The following is a 17,424-nucleotide window of genomic DNA, read 5'->3' as shown; positions in this document are numbered from 1 at the left end:
AGTGTATGATTCAACAGGAGACTCGTTTGAAAGTAGCCGACAACTCTGGTGCTCGTGAAATCCAAACTATCAAAGTATTGGGTGGATCTGGTCGCAAGACTGCTAACATCGGTGATATTATCACTGCTAGTGTGAAACAAGCAACACCAGGGGGCGTTGTTAAAAAAGGTGAAGTAGTAAAAGCCGTAATTGTACGATCTAAGAGCGGTGTACGTCGTAAAGATGGTTCTTATATCCGTTTTGACGAGAATGCAGCCGTAATCATTCGTGATGATAAAGGTCCTCGTGGTACTCGTATCTTTGGACCAGTTGCTCGTGAACTTCGTGATAATAAATTCATGAAGATTGTATCACTAGCGCCAGAAGTATTATAAAAACCTGAAATGCCTTGTTAAGGAGGTGCGCGAAGCATGCATGTGAAAAAAGGTGACAAAGTTGTAGTTATTTCCGGCAAGGATAAAGGGAAGCAGGGAACAATCCTTGAAGCTTACCCGAAGAAAGACCGTGTCCTTGTTGAAGGAGTTAACGAAGTTAAGAAACACGCAAAGCCTTCACAAGATAACCCGCAAGGTGGGATTCTTACACAAGAAGCGCCAATTCACGTCTCAAACGTTATGCCGATTGATCCAAAATCCGGCGAACCTACTCGTGTAGGATACAAAGTTGAAGACGGGAAGAAAGTTCGTATCGCGAAAAAATCTGGTGAAGCATTAGATAAATAATCCAGTTGTGAAAGGAGGGCCACATGATGAACGAACTTAAAAGAAAATATCAGGAAGAAATTGTGCCATCACTAATGAGCAAGTTTAACTATGACTCTGTGATGCAAACACCTAAAGTTGAAAAGATCGTAATTAATATGGGTGTAGGTGACGCTGTTCAAAATGCGAAAGCATTAGACTCAGCTGTTGAAGAACTATCTTTAATCTCTGGTCAAAAGCCAATGATCACGAAAGCTAAGAAATCTATCGCAGGTTTCCGTCTTCGTGAAGGAATGCCAATCGGTGCGAAAGTTACACTTCGCGGGGAAAGAATGTATGAATTCTTCCAAAAGCTGATCGCTGTTTCTCTTCCACGTGTTCGTGACTTCCGTGGAATCTCAAAGAAAGCATTTGATGGTCGTGGAAACTACACATTAGGTGTTAAAGAACAGTTGATTTTCCCAGAAATTAATTATGACAAAGTAGATAAAGTGCGTGGCATGGACATCGTTATCGTCACAACTGCTGACACTGACGAAGAATCACGTGAACTATTAGCTCAATTCGGTATGCCGTTTCAGAAGTAATGAGCTAACCATAAGGAGGGAAAATAGTGGCTAAAAAATCAATGGTCGCGAAGCAACAGCGCAAACAAAAGTTCAAAGTACGCGAATATACACGCTGTGAACGCTGCGGACGTCCTCATTCCGTACTGCGCAAATTCAAACTTTGCCGTATTTGTTTCCGTGAACTTGCATATAAAGGACAAATCCCTGGTGTCAAAAAAGCCAGCTGGTAAAACCCTAGTTAGGGAAGGAGGTATTTGAGTTATGACTATGACAGATCCAATTGCAGATATGCTTACTCGTATTCGTAATGCGAATATGGTGCGTCACGAGAAGCTTGAACTTCCAGCTTCCAAAGTGAAAAAAGATATTGCTGATATTCTTAAGCGTGAAGGTTTTGTTCGTGATTATGAGTTTGTTGAAGACAACAAGCAAGGTGTTCTTCGTATTTTCCTTAAGTACGGCCAGGACAACGAGCGTGTAATCACTGGTGTAAAACGTATCAGTAAACCAGGACTTCGTGTTTATGCTAAAGCAGAAGAGCTTCCAAGAGTTCTTAATGGCCTAGGTGTAGCCGTTGTTTCTACTTCAAAAGGTGTTTTAACAGACAAAGAAGCTCGTGAACAAGCCATCGGCGGCGAAGTTCTAGCTTACGTTTGGTAATTAAAACAGATAAGACAGGAGGTGCAAAAGAATGTCTCGCGTAGGTTTAAAATCATTAGAAATCCCTGAAGGTGTAGAAATCGTTCAGGATAATAATACAATCACAGTTAAAGGACCTAAAGGTGAATTAACTCGTTCTTTCCACAAAGATATTACAGTGAAGGTTGAAGATAACGTTCTTACCGTTTCCCGCCCAAGCGATAACAAAGAACATCGTGCCCTTCACGGTACGACTCGCAGCCTGATCGGCAACATGGTTGAGGGTGTATCTAAAGGATTCGAGAAAAGCCTTGAAATCATTGGTGTAGGTTACCGTGCGAACAAACAGGGGGACACTGTTGTAATCAACGCTGGTTACTCTCACCCTGTTGAGGTTGAAAAACGCGAAGGAATCGAAATTGAAGTTCCTTCAAACACGAAGGTTACTGTAAAAGGTATTGATAAAGAGCTTGTAGGTGCTGTTGCTGCTAAGATTCGTGCGATTCGTCCTCCTGAGCCTTACAAAGGTAAAGGAATTCGTTATGCAAACGAACAGGTACGCAGAAAAGAAGGTAAAACAGCTAAATAAGGTTCATAGGTAGGAAAAGAAAGGAGTGACCCGAATGATCACAAAGGCTGATAAAAACGCCGTGCGTAAGAAGCGTCATGCACGTGTTCGTTCTAACATTGCTGGTACTGCGGAACGCCCGCGTCTAAACGTATACCGCTCGAACAAACACATTTATGCACAGCTGATTAATGACGAAAATCAAGTAACTGTTGCCAGCGCGTCTTCAGCTGACAATGAGTTAAACCTTGAAAACACTGGTAATGTAGAAGCAGCTAAGCAGGTTGGTGAGCTAGTAGCTAAGCGTGCGAAAGACAATGGCTATCAAGTGGTTGTGTTCGACCGTGGCGGTTACTTGTATCATGGACGTGTAAAAGCACTAGCAGATGCGGCTCGTGAAGCCGGTCTGGAATTTTAATCGTTAAAGGAGGGACATACATGCTAACAACAAACATTGACCCTAGTAAACTGGATCTTGAAGAACGCGTAGTTACAATCAACCGTGTTGCAAAAGTAGTTAAAGGTGGACGTCGTTTCCGCTTTGCTGCATTGGTAGTTGTCGGTGATAAAAATGGCCATGTTGGTTTCGGTACAGGTAAAGCACAAGAGGTACCTGATGCGATTAAAAAGGCTATTGATGATGCGAAAAAGAATTTGATTACTGTACCAATTAAAGATACGACGATTCCTCACGAAATTACAGGACGATTCGGTGCTGGCAGCATTCTAATGAAGCCTGCTGCAGAAGGTACTGGAATTATCGCAGGTGGTCCTGTACGTGCTGTCCTTGAACTTTCAGGTGTTCAAGACATTCTTTCTAAGTCACTTGGTTCCAACACACCAATTAACATGGTGCGTGCGACACTTACAGGGCTTAGCGAGCTTAAGCGTGCAGAAGATGTTGCCCGTCTTCGTGGGAAGTCCGTAGAAGAACTGTAGGATAAGGAGGGAAATGAAATGGCTAAAAAGTTAGAAGTTACCCTCACGCGCAGTGTTATTGGCAGACCAAAAGATCAGCGTGCAACGGTTAAAGCACTTGGTCTTAGCAAGATCCGTCAATCTGTCGTCCTTGAAGATAACCCGGCGATCCGAGGTATGGCTAATAAGGTATCTCACCTTGTATCCGTTAAAGAAGTATAAATAAAGATTAATCAATAAGGAGGTGCTCGCATGAAACTGCATGAACTTAAACCAGTATCTGGATCCAATAAACAGCGTAACCGTGTAGGTCGCGGAATGGCTTCTGGTAACGGTAAAACTTCAGGTCGCGGCCATAAAGGTCAGGGACAACGTTCTGGAAGCAAGACTCGTCCAGGCTTCGAAGGTGGACAAATGCCACTATTCCAGCGTTTACCGAAACGTGGATTCACGAACATTCACCGTAAAGAATTCGCTATTGTTAATCTTGATGCTCTTAACCGTTTTGAAGAGGGCACTGAGGTTACTCCTGAGCTTCTGCTTGAATCTGGTATTGTCAGCAAACAAAAAGCAGGCATTAAGATTCTAGGTAAAGGTTCTGTCGAAAAGAAACTTACAGTGAAAGCTCATAAGTTCTCTGCTTCAGCAAAAGAAGCGATTGAAGCAGCGGGCGGTCAAACTGAGGTGATTTAATGTTCCGTACAATCTCCAATTTTATGCGCGTGGGTGATATTCGACGGAAGATTGTCTTCACCTTACTCATGCTCATTGTATTCCGTTTAGGTACATTCATCCCTGTACCCTTTACTGATCAGAATGCCATTAACTTCATGGATGAACAAAATGCGTTTGGCTTTCTGAATACTTTTGGAGGCGGTGCTCTGCAGAACTTCTCCATCTTTGCCATGGGGATTATGCCTTATATCACAGCCTCCATTATTATGCAGTTACTGCAGATGGATGTCGTTCCTAAATTTGCGGAATGGAAAAAGCAAGGTGAAGTGGGCCGTCGAAAATTAGCTCAGTTTACCCGCTACGGAACGATTGTTCTTGCCTTTATTCAGGCGATTGGAATGTCGATCGGTTTTAATGCGTTAGCCGGAGGTCAGCTTATCGCTGATCCAGGTCCATTAAAATTTGCGGTTATTGCTCTCGTACTGACAGGCGGAACGGCTTTCCTAATGTGGCTTGGTGAGCAAATCACGTCTCACGGCGTTGGAAATGGTATTTCCATTTTGATTTTTGCTGGTATCGTTGCTGCGATCCCGACAGGAATCAACCAATTATACGACCAGTACATTGCTGGCGCAGGCGATGAATTGTTTCTGAACTTAGTGATTATTGCAATCATTGCTTTAGTAATCGTAGCCGTTGTAGTAGGAGTCATCTTTATACAGCAGGCTTTACGTAAGATTCCGATTCAATATGCAAAGAAACTTGTTAACCGTTCGCCGGTGGGTGGACATTCCACGCACTTGCCGATTAAGGTTAATGCGGCTGGGGTAATTCCAGTAATCTTTGCCATCTCCTTCATTATTGCTCCAAGAACCGTTGCTGGATTCTTCGAGGGCAATGAAGTGGCCTCAATGATACAGTATATTTTTGATTACCAGAACTGGCCGGGAATGATTATTTACGTAGCGTTAATTATTGCTTTCTCTTATTTCTATACATTTGTTCAGGTTAATCCCGAACAAATGGCTGAAAACTTGAAGAAGCAAGGCGGGTATATCCCGGGGATTCGTCCAGGTGCTAATACGGAAACGTATTTAACACGTGTGATGTACCGTTTAACGTTCGTAGGATCTCTTTTCCTTGCAGCTGTCGCCATCCTTCCGATCATCCTTGGGTCTTTAGCAAATCTGCCGCCAAGTGTACAAATCGGAGGAACTGGATTGCTCATCGTTGTCGGTGTAGCTCTTGAGATGATGAAGCAGCTAGAAAGTCAGCTTGTGAAGCGCCACTATAAAGGGTTTATTAAATAAATGATTTAAGCTAATGAAAAGAGAGTGGAGGGAAAGCGTTGAATTTAATTCTGATGGGTCTTCCTGGAGCCGGTAAAGGCACACAGGCAGAGAAGATAGTCGAAAAATATGACATCCCTCATATCTCAACTGGAGATATGTTCCGATTAGCTATCAAAGAACAAACAACTCTTGGTAAAGAAGCAAAGTCCTATATGGACAAAGGCGAATTAGTTCCAGATGAAGTAACGATCGGCATTGTACGCGAACGTTTAAGCAAACCAGATTGTGAAAAAGGCTTTCTGCTTGATGGCTTTCCTAGAACAATTGCACAGGCGGAAGCTTTGGAGAATCTGTTAAGCGATATGGAAACTTCAGTTAATTATGTGCTTCACATTGATGTTCCTCAAGATAAGCTTATTGAGCGTTTAACAGGCCGCAGAGTCTGTCCTGAATGCGGGGCAACTTATCATGTGGTATTCAACCCTCCTAAAGTGGAAGGTAAGTGTGACAATGAGGGTGCTGAACTTATCCAGCGTGAAGACGATCAGCCGGAAACCGTGAAAAAACGTTTAGAAGTAAACGTGGAACAAGCCCAGCCATTGCTCGACTTTTATCAGGAAAAAGGATATTTAGTCACTTTTGATGGTGATCGAAATATCGATCGTGTATTTGAGGATATTGACAAAAAGCTCGGAGGCCTTGTAAGATGATTATTTGCAAAACACCACGGGAATTGGAAATTATGCGTGAAGCCGGCCGAATAGTCGCCTTAACGCACCAGCAAATGAAGAAAAACATCCGTCCGGGTATAACGACTGGAGAGTTGGATAAAATAGCTGACCAGTTCATACGCAGTATGGATGCAATCCCTTCTTTTAAAGGTTATAATGGATTCCGTGGCAGTATTTGCGCATCTGTCAATGAAGAGCTCGTCCACGGCATTCCGGGTGACCGGGTGTTAAAGGACGGCGATATCATCAGTATCGATATTGGTGCGAAATACCAAGGCTATCATGGTGACTCGGCTTGGACTTATCCAGTCGGCACCGTTGATGAAAGCACGGCGGAATTGCTGAGAGTCACGGAAGAATCTCTCTTTAAAGGACTTGATGAAGCAAAGCCGAATGTGCGCCTTTCAAATATATCCCACGCCATTCAAAGCTATGTAGAAGCGGAAGGGCTCTCTATCGTACGTGAGTACGTAGGCCACGGAGTGGGGCAGGATCTTCATGAAGATCCTCAAATCCCTCACTACGGACCGCCAAACAAAGGCCCGCGCTTAAAGCAGGGGATGGTGCTGGCTGTTGAGCCAATGGTCAACGCAGGATCACGTTACGTGAAGACACTGGGCGACCAATGGACGGTAGTGACACAGGATGGAAAAAAGTGTGCGCATTTCGAACACACCATTGCGATTACGGAAGAAGGTTATGAGATTTTAACTACAACCTAAGTGAAGGTGATCGTGTTTGAAGGAATCTGAGTCGAGTCCGCAATTAGGTCAAGTTGTTCATATTGTTCAAGGACGGGAAGCAGGCCAGTATGCTGTAATCATCGATATTCTCGATGACCGGTTCCTGCTGCTTGCTGACGGTGAGAAACGAAAGTATGATCGACCCAAGAAAAAGAATCTGCAGCATGTAGAGCTTTTGGATTTCGTTTCTCCTGAAGTCCAAAACAGCCTTCTGGAAACAGGTCGCGTCACAAATGGCAAGCTTCGATTTGCCGTATCCAAATATGTCAATGAAGAAGTGACTGATTTAGAGAAGGGAGATCAACTCGATGGCGAAAGACGATGTAATTGAGGTGGAAGGAACTATTGTTGAGACTCTGCCTAACGCACAATTCAAGGTAGAGCTGGAGAACGGACACACCGTTCTTGCCCACGTATCTGGTAAAATTCGTATGCACTTCATTCGTATTTTACCTGGAGACAAAGTAACGGTAGAACTTTCCCCGTATGATTTAACTAAAGGACGTATTACGTACCGTTATAAATAAATAACAGAGCTCCGTTAAAAAGGAGGTATGGATGATGAAGGTAAGGCCTTCTGTAAAACCAATTTGTGAAAAGTGCAAAGTTATCCGTCGTAAAGGTAAAGTAATGGTTATCTGTGAAAACCCGAAACACAAACAAAAACAAGGTTAAGTAAAGGAGGTGCACGTATCCTATGGCACGTATAGCAGGTGTTGATGTTCCTCGCGACAAGCGAGTCGTAATATCACTAACTTATATCTATGGTATTGGTAGTTCACTGGCCAGCGAAATTCTAGCTGAAGCTGGAGTTTCTGAGAATACTCGTGTACGCGATCTTACGGAAGATGAACTAGGTAAGATTCGTAAAGCTGTTGATCAGTACAACGTTGAAGGTGACCTTCGCCGTGAAAAGTCTCTTAACATCAAGCGTTTAATTGAGATCGGTTCATACCGTGGCATTCGTCACCGTCGCGGACTTCCAGTTCGTGGACAAAAAACAAAAAACAACTCTCGTACTCGTAAAGGACCACGTCGTACGGTAGCTAATAAGCGTAAGTAATAAGAAATAAAGGAGGTATATCTACATGGCACGTAAAGGAAACACTCGTAGTCGTAAGCGTCGCGTGAAAAAGAATATTGAGAGTGGAGTAGCGCACATCCGCTCAACTTTTAATAACACGATCGTAACGATCACCGACGTACAAGGTAACGTAATCACATGGAGCAGTGCTGGATCTCTTGGTTTTAAAGGTTCCCGTAAGTCTACTCCATTTGCTGCACAAATGGCTGCTGAAGCCGCTGCGAAAGACGCTATGGATAACGGAATGAAAACTCTAGAAGTTACTGTTAAAGGCCCTGGCGCTGGTCGTGAAGCAGCGATTCGTTCTCTGCAGGCTGCAGGTCTTGAGATCACGGCAATTCGTGATGTAACTCCAGTACCACACAATGGTTGCCGTCCGCCAAAACGTCGTCGCGTATAATAAATTCTGTATAGAATTTGTAACCCTGTCTATAATGGGGTATGATAGCTTTTAAATAGCATCGCCATAGACAGTCTTATTGTAGTGTCCCATTCGACTGCCTACCTGAGGAATTTCGGTTAGACATGGTCTAACCGGGGTTTCGACGTTTTGAAGGAGGGTTATGTTTAAATGATCGAAATTGAAAAGCCAAAAATTGAACCGGTTGAGATCAGTAGTGATTCCACATTCGGTAAATTTGTCGTTGAACCGCTTGAGCGTGGATATGGTACAACTCTAGGTAACTCCTTACGTCGTATTCTATTATCCTCATTACCTGGCTCAGCTGTTACATCTGTTCAAATTGACGGGGTACTTCACGAGTTCTCAACTATTGATGGTGTTGTAGAAGATGTAACAACTGTCGTACTAAATCTAAAGAAACTAGCTTTGAAGATTTATTCAGACGAAGAAAAGACTTTAGAGATTGATGTACAGACTGAAGGTAAGGTAACTGCAGCTGATATTACGCATGATAGTGATGTAGAAGTGCTGAACCCAGACCTTCATATCGCTACTCTAGATAGCAATACGCCTTTGCGTATGCGTATTACCGCTGAACGCGGCCGCGGGTATCGCCCAGCTGAAGGTAATAATCACGATGATTTACCAATTGGCGTAATCCCTGTGGATTCCATTTTCACCCCTGTATCCCGTGTAACGTATCAAGTAGAGAATACGCGTATCGGACAAACATCTAACTATGATAAATTGACGTTAGATGTATGGACGGATGGCAGCATTCGCCCTGAAGAAGCGATCTCACTTGGAGCGAAAATCTATATGGAGCACCTCAACATCTTTGTAGGCCTTACAGATGAAGCTCAAAAAGCTGAAATTATGGTTGAAAAAGAAGAGGACCAAAAAGAAAAAGTTCTTGAGATGACGATCGAAGAGCTTGATTTGTCTGTTCGCTCTTATAACTGCTTGAAGCGTGCTGGAATCAATACAGTGCAGGAGCTTGCGAATAAGTCTGAAGACGATATGATGAAAGTTCGTAACCTTGGACGTAAGTCTCTTGAAGAAGTGAAACACAAGCTGGATGAGCTTGGATTAGGTTTAAGAAAAGAAGATTAATCAATAGATAACATCTAAGAGTTTCCTATAAGGGAGGGATAATCTATGGCTAGAAAATTAGGACGTACTACTGATCAACGTATGGCGCTGCTTCGCAACCTGGCGACAGACTTGATCATTCATGAACGTATCGAAACAACTGAAGCTAAAGCTAAAGAACTTCGCTCTGTTGTTGAAAAGATGATTACTCTAGGTAAGCGCGGCGACCTTCATGCTCGTCGTCAAGCTGAGTCGTTCCTTTACAAAGCGGATGCGAATGAAGAAGGAGATCAAACAGCCCTTCAAAAGCTGTTTTCTGACATCGCGCCACGCTATGAAGAACGCCAAGGTGGTTACACTCGTGTGCTTAAATTAGGCGAGCGTAAAGGTGACGGAGCGAAGATGGCAATTATCGAACTTGTGTAATGTCATCATAAAATGGGTATTAAAGGGCAGGACTTCAATCTCGTCGAGAGGTTAACTCCAGCCCTTTTTTTATTGTCTTAAGGATACTGATAATATGTCGCATTTTATCGGGGAATGATGAAATTTATTTCCTGGGAAATAGCGGCTTGGAGGAAAAGCCTAATGGAGAAAAGCGAGATTGAGTTTAGAAACGTTTCTTTTCGCTATCAGGAAGAAGGCCCTTGGGTACTGCGTAATGTAAGTTTTACGATTCCCTCCAGTGAATGGGTCGCCGTTATTGGTCATAACGGTTCCGGGAAATCTACCATTGCTAAGTTAATGAATGGGTTATTGTTTCCCCAGGAAGGCGAAATTTTTGTGAATGGAACGAAAGTAAGCAGAGAAACGGTGTGGGATATAAGAAAGAATGTAGGAATGGTCTTTCAAAACCCCGATAACCAATTTGTTGGAACCACCGTCCGCGATGATGTAGCTTTTGGCATGGAAAACCATGGCCTGGTAAGGGAAGTCATGGCCAAGCGAATTAAAGAGAGCCTCTCAGCAGTGAAAATGACAGATTATGAGTTGCACGAACCCCATAGGCTCTCTGGAGGTCAAAAGCAGCGTGTAGCCATTGCCAGTGTGCTGGCGGTGTCACCTAAATACATTATTCTTGATGAAGCGACTGCTATGCTTGACCCTAAAGGCAGAAAAGAAATCATGAATACAATTCTTGATGTGAAAGAACAGCGGGAGCTATCTCTTATTACAATTACACACGATCTTCAGGAAGTAACAAAAGCCGATCGTGTACTTGTCATGAATAAGGGAGAGGTCTGGATGTCGACAGCACCAAGAGAATTGTTCGCGGAAAAAGAGAAGTTAGTAGAAATTGGCTTAGATACTCCATTTGTAGCAAAGCTTGCAGGGGAACTAAATTCTGCTGGTCTGTCTTTGTCACGTGAGCCACTTAATCACCAGGAGTTATTGGAGGAACTATGGACATTACGTTCGATAAGGTAAGCTATGTCTATCAGCCTGACAGCCCATTTGAACATAAAGCCCTCGATGATATCAGTTTTAATGTCCCGGCAGGATCATTTGTTGCTGTCATCGGCCATACCGGTTCCGGGAAATCTACATTAATTCAGCATTTAAATGGATTAATACGTCCAACAGCCGGCAAAGTCACCGTAGGTCCGTATGTCCTCGAGGCAGGGGAGAAGAATAAACAGCTTCGTCAGCTTCGTGAAAAGGTCGGTGTCGTCTTTCAGTACCCGGAACACCAGCTGTTTGAAGAAACGGTAAGGAAAGATATTGCGTTTGGGCCCTCAAACTTTGGAGTAGAAGAAGCTGAAATTAAAAAACGCACAAAAGAAGCTATAGAAGCTGTTCACCTGAATGAAGAGCTGCTCGACCGCTCACCGTTCGATTTAAGCGGAGGGCAGATGAGAAGAGTAGCAATCTCTGGTGTGCTGGCTATGAATCCTGAAGTCATTGTATTAGATGAACCGACAGCTGGTTTAGATCCCAGAGGTCAAAAGGAAATCATGGACATGTTCTCCCGACTTCATAAAGAAAAAGGTTTAACAACCGTATTAGTGACTCACAGCATGGAGGATGCGTTAGCGTATGCCGATCATATTGTCATCCTGAACAAAGGGACGGTTTATCGTCAGGGAACCCCTTTAGAAATCTTTAGAGATAGGGCAGCACTGGATAAGGTAGAGCTTGACGTTCCAGAAGTGATTGAGTTCTTAAATAAGACGGAAGAGAAGCTAGGGGTACAGATACCATACAGAGGTCAGTCCTTAACGGAATTAGCAAAGGAATTGGCACAATGGGTGAAGGGAGGAAACGGTCATGAGTAGTTCTATGATGATCGGTCAGTATATCCCTGGACAGTCACCTGTTCATAAACTGGACCCGCGTACGAAGATCGCTATTATATTCTTTTTTGTCATCATCGTTTTCTTTGCTAATTCTGTTATGAGCTATGGGCTGTTGACACTGTTCGCTGTAGGAAGCGCGACGGCCACGAGAATCCGATTACCTTATATTTTAAAAGGACTGAAGCCTGTCTGGTTTCTGATCGCTTTTACATTCCTATTGCATTTATTTGTTACGAAAGAAGGCGATGTGCTCTTTTCCTTTGCAGGATGGGAGCTGTATGAAGGAGCGGTAATTCAAGGGGCAGCCATTTCCCTTAGATTCTTCCTTTTGATTCTTGTAACCTCGCTCCTCACTTTAACGACAACGCCGATTGAGATAACCGATGCAATCGAAGCGTTATTAGGTCCGCTCAAAAAAGTTCGCTTTCCCGTCCATGAGCTTGCTTTAATGATGTCGATTTCACTGAGATTTATTCCTACGCTTATGCAGGAAACTGAAAAAATCTCAAAAGCACAGGCATCAAGAGGTGTGGACTTTCGCACAGGATCATTTAAAGAGCGTATAAAGGCAATTATCCCATTGCTGGTCCCTTTGTTTGTCAGTGCGTTTAAACGCGCTGAGGAGCTCGCTATGGCCATGGAGGCACGCGGTTACCGAGGAGGGGAAGGACGAACGAAGTTGAGGGAGCTCCGCGTCGGACGTATAGATTATATTGGCTGTGCGGTGTTTATAGTGGCAGCCATTGGAATGTTTTTAACAAGAAGCTGAAGCGGAGGACTAAACGATGCGACGACTAAAGTGCAGACTCGAATATGATGGAACTCAATATGCGGGCTATCAAGTTCAGCCAAACGGAAATACCGTGCAGGCTGAACTTGAAAAAGCGCTGAGCGCTATGCATAAAGGCGATAAAGTGAAGATCACAGCTTCCGGCCGTACGGATTCCGGAGTCCACGCCAGAGGCCAGGTCATTCACTTCGATACACCATTTCAAATTCCTGAAGATAACTGGAAGCGGGCGCTGAACGCTATGATTCCCACTGATATTCATATAGCGGAAGTAGAAGAAGCGGATCCCGATTTTCATGCACGCTATGATACAACAGGAAAGGAATATCGCTATTTCGTTTGGAATCATCAGGAGCCTGACCTGTTTCGCCGTCACTTTTACCTTCATGAAAAAAGGCATCTGGATGTGGAGGCAATAAGTAAGGCATGCTCCCTCATCGAAGGGGAACATGACTTTACAACTTTTTGTTCCTCAAGGACAGATATTAAAGGAAGCAAGGTCCGTACCATTCACCAGGCGGCTATTGAGGCAGACGGACCGGAGCTTGTATTCATTTTTAAAGGAAGCGGCTTTTTATACAACATGGTCCGCATTTTAGTAGGTACACTTCTTGAGATTGGACGGGGTGAACGCCAGCCTGAAGAAATTCTTAAAATGATTGAAGCCAGGAACCGGGAGGCAGCGGGGAAAACCGCCCCCCCGCATGGACTGTTTTTGTGGAAAGTGAATTACTAATTTTAATGATAAAAGCAAAGCTCGCGGCTACTTGGCTTCTTGTGTCCAGTTCCAACGGCCAGACACTCGCGACATAAGCAATCTACCTGCATCGGGAAAGACCTTCCGATTACGGCATTTTGCTTATGCGTGTCGTGTCTACCAGGCCGTTTCCACTTTTCTTACAAAAATACAACGTTTCCTTGCGTTTGCTCTTGACATCGTGGACAGGAGTGTTATATTATATTCTATGGCATTTTATTTCTATACCACGATTAGCCCCGGAAACTAATCGTATTGAGATAAATTATGAAAATGAGCTTTGTGAAGATAACAATTCAGGAGGGAAACCGATATGCGCACAACTTTCATGGCAAATGAAAACAACGTTGAACGCAAGTGGTACGTAGTGGACGCTGCTGGCCAGACACTTGGTCGTCTAGCTAGTGAGGTTGCTTCCATCCTTCGCGGTAAGAACAAACCTACGTATACACCACATGTTGATACTGGAGACCATGTCATCATTATCAATGCAGAAAAAATTGAACTAACTGGTAACAAACTGAACGACAAAATTTATTACCGTCACTCAAATCACCCAGGTGGTTTGAAACAGCGTACAGCTAACGAAATGCGTAATAAATACCCTGAGCAAATGCTTGAGCTTGCTGTTAAAGGGATGCTGCCTAAAGGAAGCCTAGGACGCAAAATGGGCAAAAAACTTCATGTATATGCTGGATCTGAGCACAAGCATGAAGCACAACAACCAGAAGTTTACGAGCTTCGCGGATAATAAAAGGGAGGTAATTGAGAGTGGCACAAGTACAATATTACGGTACTGGACGTCGTAAAAAGTCAACAGCTCGTGTACGTCTTGTTCCTGGAACTGGACGTGTAGTTGTTAACAAGCGTGATGCTGAAGACTTTTTCCCATATGAAACACTTCGTACGATTCTGAAGCAGCCTTTAGCTGTTACAGAAACTGAAGGTAACTATGATGTATATGTAAACGTAAATGGTGGAGGTTTCACTGGTCAAGCTGGTGCGATCCGTCACGGAATCGCTCGTGCTCTGCTTCAAGCAGACCCTGAATACCGCACACCACTTAAGCGCGCAGGACTTCTAACACGTGACGCACGTATGAAAGAACGTAAGAAATACGGTCTTAAAGGTGCTCGTCGTGCTCCACAGTTCTCAAAACGTTAAGATATCAACGTTTCAAAGGCTCTCAACCTATTTGGTTGGGGGTCTTTTTGTTTTGCTTGAAAAGTTAAGAATGTCAAAAAGACTCTCAGCTGTTAGACTTGAGAGTCATTATAGTATCCATCACTTACTAACTTTAAAGCCTCCCTAAATCTTAGGCCGTGAATAACAGAGCGTTCAAGCAGAAATAGAAGAACATCATGGAGATCTGGATTGTCTGTCAAATCTATGAGACGTTGATAAAGGGAATGGGCTCTTTCTTCTGCAGCTATATTGTCTTTCAGATCAGTTATTAAATCACCACTTGTCTGGGTATACATCGCTGACCAGGGGACACCGCTTGAATTTGTATATGCCAAAGCGCTGTCGTGGCTTGCATAAAACGAACCCATCCCCGCTTCTTTGAACTGTTGAGGTGTAGCATCTTTACTTAGATTAAAGATTAATGAGGCGATAATCTCTAAGTGAGCCATTTCTTCTGTACCAATATCAGTTAATAAAGCAATCACTCTGGGATCCTTTACGGTATAACGCTGGTTTAAATAGCTGAGACCCATAGTTAAAGGTCCGTCTTGGCCGCCGTAAGCTTCGTAAAGAAGTTTGGCCATTTTAATGTCTGTCCTGTTAATATCTATAGGGAACTGTAATTTCTTCTCGTATATCCACATTTTATTTACACCTTTTCTCTAACTGCCAGGGCCAGGGATCATTGACCCATTTCCACTCATCTTTAGATTGCGAAAACCCAAATCCTAGTAAAGGTCCGTATATTAAGTCATAGAGCAGCTTAAGTTTTTGTAATTCACCGGAGAAGGCATTAAATAAATTAAGTGCTTCTATATCTTCAGGGTGTGTATCAAGGTAAAGCTGCAGTTCTAGAAGAACGAACTCTATTTCCTGAATGTCCTGAAGCATTTCATTTCTGTCCAAATCTAAACAGCCTCCTTTAGATCAATCTCTCTATATTAGATGCTGGTCATTTGGACAATGATTGGATGAATGGAGGGGAATTATGCAAATCGATAAAAAAGAGACTTCAGACTAGAAAGGGGAGTTTACAGAAGCTCAAGAAAGCTTATTATTTATTGGTTTATAATTTCAAGCTTTTTGAGCTGCTCATTACCAGCTCTGTTTGCTTTAATATAGAGAACCGGGCCACGGAAAACATCTCGCTTTCCATAGGCGAAGGGTGAGCTTCCTCAGGCTAAAACCTATGGATCTCACCCTTGTTCTGTGCTCCGATAAAGGCTTTTTTGATTCTTAGAAATATGAGAGTGCTGTTCCGTTTGCCTGAATTTAGAGAACCGGGCCGGTGGAAACAACTCGCTTTCCATGGGCGAAGGGTGAGCTTCCTCAGGCTAAAGCCTTCCGGGATCTCACCATGTTCTATCCTCCCATAGGAGTCTCGCCATTTCCCCCTGCCCTTTATGTTTTTATGGACTAACGGAACGCTTGGTAAGAGAGGACTTTCCCATAAGAGCGGCTAAAGATACTAATGTTCCGTTTAACCTATCCATAGTGAAGTGACTGGGAAATGGCGAGACTCCTGCAGGGAGATAGATCCAGGGTGAGATCCGCGAGTGCAGCGAGCTAGCTCATTGGCTCCCCGTGGAAAGGGAGCTATTTCCCAGCCGCGTTTCTCCAAACGAGATCAAGGGAACAGCCTTTTCCCAGGAGCAAAAAGCCTCCCAGCTATCATAACTGGGAGGCTTTATCTTACTTATAAAGTAGGTAGTGTTTACGGACCTTTTTAAATTCCTTTAACTCATCCTGCCACTGATTTTTAATCTCTTCTACAGAGTCTCCATTTTCAATAGCTTCCCGGACCCATCCGTTTCCAATCAGGTTATCAAAGAAAGAAATACCTTGAGAGTTCTCTGCACGGAAGGCAAAGTCATCCGGATACATATCGTGGATCGTTTTCACAATGTGGAGTCCTGTTTCAATCGGCTCAAAGGACTCTTTGTGTGTTACATGAATCTGAACGCCATGGCTTAAGCGGCCTGCATGCTTAGAGAAGGATGGAGTAAACGATGCCGCGCGGAAAACGACGCCAGGCAGGTTCAGCTCATTCAGCTCTGCTGCAAGCTCTGTGCTGTTTATAAAAGGAGCGCCCAGAAGTTCAAATGGCTGAGTGGTACCTCGGCCTTCAGATACATTTGTACCTTCAATGAGGGCAGCACCCGGGTAGACAAGGGCAGTCGTTGGTGTCGGCATATTTGGTGATGGAGCAACAAATTGAAGCGGGGTGTCTTCATAGTACGTCTTACGCTTCCATTTGTTCATTTCAACAACCGTCAAGTCAGCTCCAATTTCGAATTCCTTATTGAATAACATGGCAAGCTCTCCCACTGTCATCCCGTGACGAAGCGGAATTTCATAGTTGCCGACGAAGGACTTATAAGCTTCTTCCATGACAGGACCTTCCACTTTTTCACCGCCTAACGGATTCGGGCGATCCAGGACGATGAAAGGAATGTCATTTTCCTGTGCGGCTTCCATAGCATAAGCCATTGTATAGATGTACGTATAGAAGCGGGTTCCTACATCCTGGATATCAAACAAAAGAACATCGATGTCTTCAAGCATTTCAGGTGTCGGTTTACGGGTCTTTCCGTAAAGACTGTACACCGGCACTCCTGTCTGTTCGTCAATATAGTACTCTACGTATTCACCAGCCTGTGCACTTCCGCGGACTCCATGCTCAGGGCCGTAAAGGGCGGTGAGGTTAACATCAGGATCATTATGTAGGAGATCAACAATGCTGTTTAGATCCTTATCCACACCGGTTGGGTTTGTAATAAGACCGACGTTCTTTCCTTCAATCAATTCTTTCTCATTTTCAAGTAAAACTTCTACACCGAGCTTGAAGTTTTTGTCTTTCCCTTTTTGTTTTTCATGGTTCCCGCCTTTATCTGCAAATACAACACTGAAAGTCGAAAGAACGAGAACAAGGATGAGGATTCCGATTATTGGCTTTTTCAACTGCTTCACTCCTTTATTT

Annotated in this window: 29 protein-coding genes; 26 read left to right on the top strand and 3 right to left on the bottom strand. The window is 43.7% G+C overall.

All coding sequences use genetic code 11. From position 1 onward, the window contains the following. Positions 1-5: 5 nt before the first annotated feature. From rplN to rpsI, 26 genes are all read left to right on the top strand, one after another. On the top strand, positions 6-374 hold the full coding sequence (gene rplN, locus B7E06_RS20905; RefSeq protein ID WP_082235762.1) for a 50S ribosomal protein L14: 369 nt from the start codon (positions 6-8) through the stop codon (positions 372-374). Between the two features lie 36 nt (positions 375-410). Continuing rightward, positions 411-722, top strand: coding sequence for a 50S ribosomal protein L24 (gene rplX, locus B7E06_RS20900; RefSeq protein ID WP_082235761.1), 312 nt, complete (start codon positions 411-413; stop codon positions 720-722). Between the two features lie 26 nt (positions 723-748). Beyond that, positions 749-1,288: a 50S ribosomal protein L5 gene (gene rplE / locus B7E06_RS20895; RefSeq protein WP_082235760.1), complete on the top strand. Its 540-nt coding sequence runs from the start codon at positions 749-751 to the stop codon at positions 1,286-1,288. A gap of 26 nt (positions 1,289-1,314) precedes the next feature. Then, complete coding sequence (locus B7E06_RS20890) at positions 1,315-1,500, top strand: type Z 30S ribosomal protein S14 (protein WP_082235759.1); 186 nt, start codon at positions 1,315-1,317, stop codon at positions 1,498-1,500. Between the two features lie 31 nt (positions 1,501-1,531). Beyond that, positions 1,532-1,930 carry a 30S ribosomal protein S8 gene (rpsH, locus tag B7E06_RS20885; protein WP_082235758.1) on the top strand — a complete coding sequence of 133 codons (399 nt, stop codon included), beginning with the start codon at positions 1,532-1,534 and terminating at the stop codon, positions 1,928-1,930. Positions 1,931-1,961: 31 nt separating this feature from the next. Beyond that, positions 1,962-2,498: a 50S ribosomal protein L6 gene (rplF, locus tag B7E06_RS20880; protein WP_082235757.1), complete on the top strand. Its 537-nt coding sequence runs from the start codon at positions 1,962-1,964 to the stop codon at positions 2,496-2,498. 34 nt (positions 2,499-2,532) lie between these two features. Next, positions 2,533-2,895: a 50S ribosomal protein L18 gene (gene rplR, locus B7E06_RS20875; protein ID WP_082235756.1), complete on the top strand. Its 363-nt coding sequence runs from the start codon at positions 2,533-2,535 to the stop codon at positions 2,893-2,895. Positions 2,896-2,915: 20 nt separating this feature from the next. Beyond that, positions 2,916-3,416, top strand: coding sequence for a 30S ribosomal protein S5 (gene rpsE / locus B7E06_RS20870; RefSeq protein WP_082235755.1), 501 nt, complete (start codon positions 2,916-2,918; stop codon positions 3,414-3,416). Between the two features lie 18 nt (positions 3,417-3,434). Further along, positions 3,435-3,617, top strand: a complete 183-nt coding sequence (gene rpmD, locus B7E06_RS20865) for a 50S ribosomal protein L30 (protein WP_082235754.1) — start codon at positions 3,435-3,437, stop codon at positions 3,615-3,617. A 30-nt stretch (positions 3,618-3,647) separates the two neighbouring features. Then, positions 3,648-4,088 carry a 50S ribosomal protein L15 gene (gene rplO / locus B7E06_RS20860; protein WP_082235753.1) on the top strand — a complete coding sequence of 147 codons (441 nt, stop codon included), beginning with the start codon at positions 3,648-3,650 and terminating at the stop codon, positions 4,086-4,088. Beyond that, a complete protein-coding gene (secY, locus tag B7E06_RS20855; RefSeq protein ID WP_082235752.1) occupies positions 4,088-5,380 on the top strand; it encodes a preprotein translocase subunit SecY in 1,293 nt (430 codons plus the stop codon). Before rplO ends, secY begins: the two co-directional genes overlap by 1 nt. A 38-nt stretch (positions 5,381-5,418) precedes the next feature. Further along, entirely contained in the window at positions 5,419-6,072 is a 654-nt protein-coding gene (locus B7E06_RS20850) for an adenylate kinase (protein WP_082235751.1), read from the top strand. Further along, positions 6,069-6,815: a type I methionyl aminopeptidase gene (map, locus tag B7E06_RS20845; RefSeq protein ID WP_082235750.1), complete on the top strand. Its 747-nt coding sequence runs from the start codon at positions 6,069-6,071 to the stop codon at positions 6,813-6,815. The genes B7E06_RS20850 and map overlap by 4 nt, the downstream gene beginning before the upstream one ends. Positions 6,816-6,831: 16 nt before the next feature. Further along, a complete protein-coding gene (locus tag B7E06_RS20840) occupies positions 6,832-7,167 on the top strand; it encodes a KOW domain-containing RNA-binding protein (protein WP_082235749.1) in 336 nt (111 codons plus the stop codon). Then, a complete protein-coding gene (gene infA, locus B7E06_RS20835; RefSeq protein ID WP_035543089.1) occupies positions 7,145-7,363 on the top strand; it encodes a translation initiation factor IF-1 in 219 nt (72 codons plus the stop codon). Before B7E06_RS20840 ends, infA begins: the two co-directional genes overlap by 23 nt. 34 nt (positions 7,364-7,397) lie before the next feature. Continuing rightward, positions 7,398-7,511 (top strand): 50S ribosomal protein L36, encoded by a 114-nt coding sequence (gene rpmJ / locus B7E06_RS20830; protein WP_003156543.1) that lies wholly within the window; start codon positions 7,398-7,400, stop codon positions 7,509-7,511. Positions 7,512-7,533: 22 nt separating this feature from the next. Continuing rightward, on the top strand, positions 7,534-7,899 hold the full coding sequence (rpsM, locus tag B7E06_RS20825; RefSeq protein ID WP_082235748.1) for a 30S ribosomal protein S13: 366 nt from the start codon (positions 7,534-7,536) through the stop codon (positions 7,897-7,899). Between the two features lie 25 nt (positions 7,900-7,924). Beyond that, complete coding sequence (gene rpsK / locus B7E06_RS20820; RefSeq protein WP_082235747.1) at positions 7,925-8,320, top strand: 30S ribosomal protein S11; 396 nt, start codon at positions 7,925-7,927, stop codon at positions 8,318-8,320. 171 nt (positions 8,321-8,491) lie between these two features. After that, positions 8,492-9,436, top strand: coding sequence for a DNA-directed RNA polymerase subunit alpha (locus tag B7E06_RS20815; RefSeq protein WP_082235746.1), 945 nt, complete (start codon positions 8,492-8,494; stop codon positions 9,434-9,436). Between the two features lie 45 nt (positions 9,437-9,481). Then, a complete protein-coding gene (gene rplQ, locus B7E06_RS20810; RefSeq protein ID WP_082235745.1) occupies positions 9,482-9,841 on the top strand; it encodes a 50S ribosomal protein L17 in 360 nt (119 codons plus the stop codon). Positions 9,842-10,003: 162 nt separating this feature from the next. Further along, complete coding sequence (locus tag B7E06_RS20805) at positions 10,004-10,843, top strand: energy-coupling factor ABC transporter ATP-binding protein (protein WP_082235744.1); 840 nt, start codon at positions 10,004-10,006, stop codon at positions 10,841-10,843. After that, positions 10,819-11,691, top strand: a complete 873-nt coding sequence (locus B7E06_RS20800) for an energy-coupling factor ABC transporter ATP-binding protein (RefSeq protein WP_082235743.1) — start codon at positions 10,819-10,821, stop codon at positions 11,689-11,691. The genes B7E06_RS20805 and B7E06_RS20800 overlap by 25 nt, the downstream gene beginning before the upstream one ends. Next, positions 11,684-12,481: an energy-coupling factor transporter transmembrane component T family protein gene (locus B7E06_RS20795; protein WP_082235742.1), complete on the top strand. Its 798-nt coding sequence runs from the start codon at positions 11,684-11,686 to the stop codon at positions 12,479-12,481. The genes B7E06_RS20800 and B7E06_RS20795 overlap by 8 nt, the downstream gene beginning before the upstream one ends. 16 nt (positions 12,482-12,497) lie before the next feature. Continuing rightward, positions 12,498-13,238 (top strand): tRNA pseudouridine(38-40) synthase TruA, encoded by a 741-nt coding sequence (truA, locus tag B7E06_RS20790; protein WP_082235741.1) that lies wholly within the window; start codon positions 12,498-12,500, stop codon positions 13,236-13,238. Between the two features lie 334 nt (positions 13,239-13,572). Then, on the top strand, positions 13,573-14,010 hold the full coding sequence (gene rplM / locus B7E06_RS20785) for a 50S ribosomal protein L13 (protein WP_082235740.1): 438 nt from the start codon (positions 13,573-13,575) through the stop codon (positions 14,008-14,010). A gap of 20 nt (positions 14,011-14,030) precedes the next feature. Further along, positions 14,031-14,423, top strand: a complete 393-nt coding sequence (gene rpsI, locus B7E06_RS20780; RefSeq protein ID WP_082235739.1) for a 30S ribosomal protein S9 — start codon at positions 14,031-14,033, stop codon at positions 14,421-14,423. A 92-nt stretch (positions 14,424-14,515) separates the two neighbouring features. Here the strand turns inward: rpsI and B7E06_RS20775 are convergent, their stop codons facing one another. The 3 genes from B7E06_RS20775 to B7E06_RS20765 all read right to left on the bottom strand — a co-directional run bounded on the left by B7E06_RS20775 (position 14,516) and on the right by B7E06_RS20765 (position 17,405). Beyond that, on the bottom strand, positions 14,516-15,088 hold the full coding sequence (locus tag B7E06_RS20775; RefSeq protein WP_082235738.1) for a manganese catalase family protein: 573 nt from the start codon (positions 15,086-15,088) through the stop codon (positions 14,516-14,518). 1 nt (position 15,089) lies between these two features. Beyond that, positions 15,090-15,350 (bottom strand): spore coat protein CotJB, encoded by a 261-nt coding sequence (locus B7E06_RS20770; RefSeq protein WP_281249138.1) that lies wholly within the window; start codon positions 15,348-15,350, stop codon positions 15,090-15,092. 786 nt (positions 15,351-16,136) lie between these two features. Further along, a complete protein-coding gene (locus tag B7E06_RS20765) occupies positions 16,137-17,405 on the bottom strand; it encodes an exo-beta-N-acetylmuramidase NamZ family protein (RefSeq protein WP_082235737.1) in 1,269 nt (422 codons plus the stop codon). Between the last annotated feature and the right edge of the window lie 19 nt (positions 17,406-17,424).

The organism is Halobacillus massiliensis (genome assembly GCF_900166625.1).
Lineage (GTDB): Bacteria > Bacillota > Bacilli > Bacillales > Halobacillaceae > Halobacillus_A > Halobacillus_A massiliensis.
Note: the sequence above shows the minus strand (reverse complement) of the source record. Positions and strands in the feature narration are given on the sequence as shown.

Coding starts and splice junctions, on each gene's coding strand:
- rplN (WP_082235762.1), top strand. CDS start 6: ATGATTCAACAGGAGACTCGTTTGAAAGTAGCCGACAACTCTGGTGCT.
- rplX (WP_082235761.1), top strand. CDS start 411: ATGCATGTGAAAAAAGGTGACAAAGTTGTAGTTATTTCCGGCAAGGAT.
- rplE (WP_082235760.1), top strand. CDS start 749: ATGAACGAACTTAAAAGAAAATATCAGGAAGAAATTGTGCCATCACTA.
- rpsH (WP_082235758.1), top strand. CDS start 1,532: ATGACTATGACAGATCCAATTGCAGATATGCTTACTCGTATTCGTAAT.
- rplF (WP_082235757.1), top strand. CDS start 1,962: ATGTCTCGCGTAGGTTTAAAATCATTAGAAATCCCTGAAGGTGTAGAA.
- rplR (WP_082235756.1), top strand. CDS start 2,533: ATGATCACAAAGGCTGATAAAAACGCCGTGCGTAAGAAGCGTCATGCA.
- rpsE (WP_082235755.1), top strand. CDS start 2,916: ATGCTAACAACAAACATTGACCCTAGTAAACTGGATCTTGAAGAACGC.
- rpmD (WP_082235754.1), top strand. CDS start 3,435: ATGGCTAAAAAGTTAGAAGTTACCCTCACGCGCAGTGTTATTGGCAGA.
- rplO (WP_082235753.1), top strand. CDS start 3,648: ATGAAACTGCATGAACTTAAACCAGTATCTGGATCCAATAAACAGCGT.
- secY (WP_082235752.1), top strand. CDS start 4,088: ATGTTCCGTACAATCTCCAATTTTATGCGCGTGGGTGATATTCGACGG.
- map (WP_082235750.1), top strand. CDS start 6,069: ATGATTATTTGCAAAACACCACGGGAATTGGAAATTATGCGTGAAGCC.
- infA (WP_035543089.1), top strand. CDS start 7,145: ATGGCGAAAGACGATGTAATTGAGGTGGAAGGAACTATTGTTGAGACT.
- rpmJ (WP_003156543.1), top strand. CDS start 7,398: ATGAAGGTAAGGCCTTCTGTAAAACCAATTTGTGAAAAGTGCAAAGTT.
- rpsM (WP_082235748.1), top strand. CDS start 7,534: ATGGCACGTATAGCAGGTGTTGATGTTCCTCGCGACAAGCGAGTCGTA.
- rpsK (WP_082235747.1), top strand. CDS start 7,925: ATGGCACGTAAAGGAAACACTCGTAGTCGTAAGCGTCGCGTGAAAAAG.
- B7E06_RS20815 (WP_082235746.1), top strand. CDS start 8,492: ATGATCGAAATTGAAAAGCCAAAAATTGAACCGGTTGAGATCAGTAGT.
- rplQ (WP_082235745.1), top strand. CDS start 9,482: ATGGCTAGAAAATTAGGACGTACTACTGATCAACGTATGGCGCTGCTT.
- B7E06_RS20805 (WP_082235744.1), top strand. CDS start 10,004: ATGGAGAAAAGCGAGATTGAGTTTAGAAACGTTTCTTTTCGCTATCAG.
- B7E06_RS20800 (WP_082235743.1), top strand. CDS start 10,819: ATGGACATTACGTTCGATAAGGTAAGCTATGTCTATCAGCCTGACAGC.
- B7E06_RS20795 (WP_082235742.1), top strand. CDS start 11,684: ATGAGTAGTTCTATGATGATCGGTCAGTATATCCCTGGACAGTCACCT.
- truA (WP_082235741.1), top strand. CDS start 12,498: ATGCGACGACTAAAGTGCAGACTCGAATATGATGGAACTCAATATGCG.
- rplM (WP_082235740.1), top strand. CDS start 13,573: ATGCGCACAACTTTCATGGCAAATGAAAACAACGTTGAACGCAAGTGG.
- B7E06_RS20775 (WP_082235738.1), bottom strand. CDS start 15,088: ATGTGGATATACGAGAAGAAATTACAGTTCCCTATAGATATTAACAGG.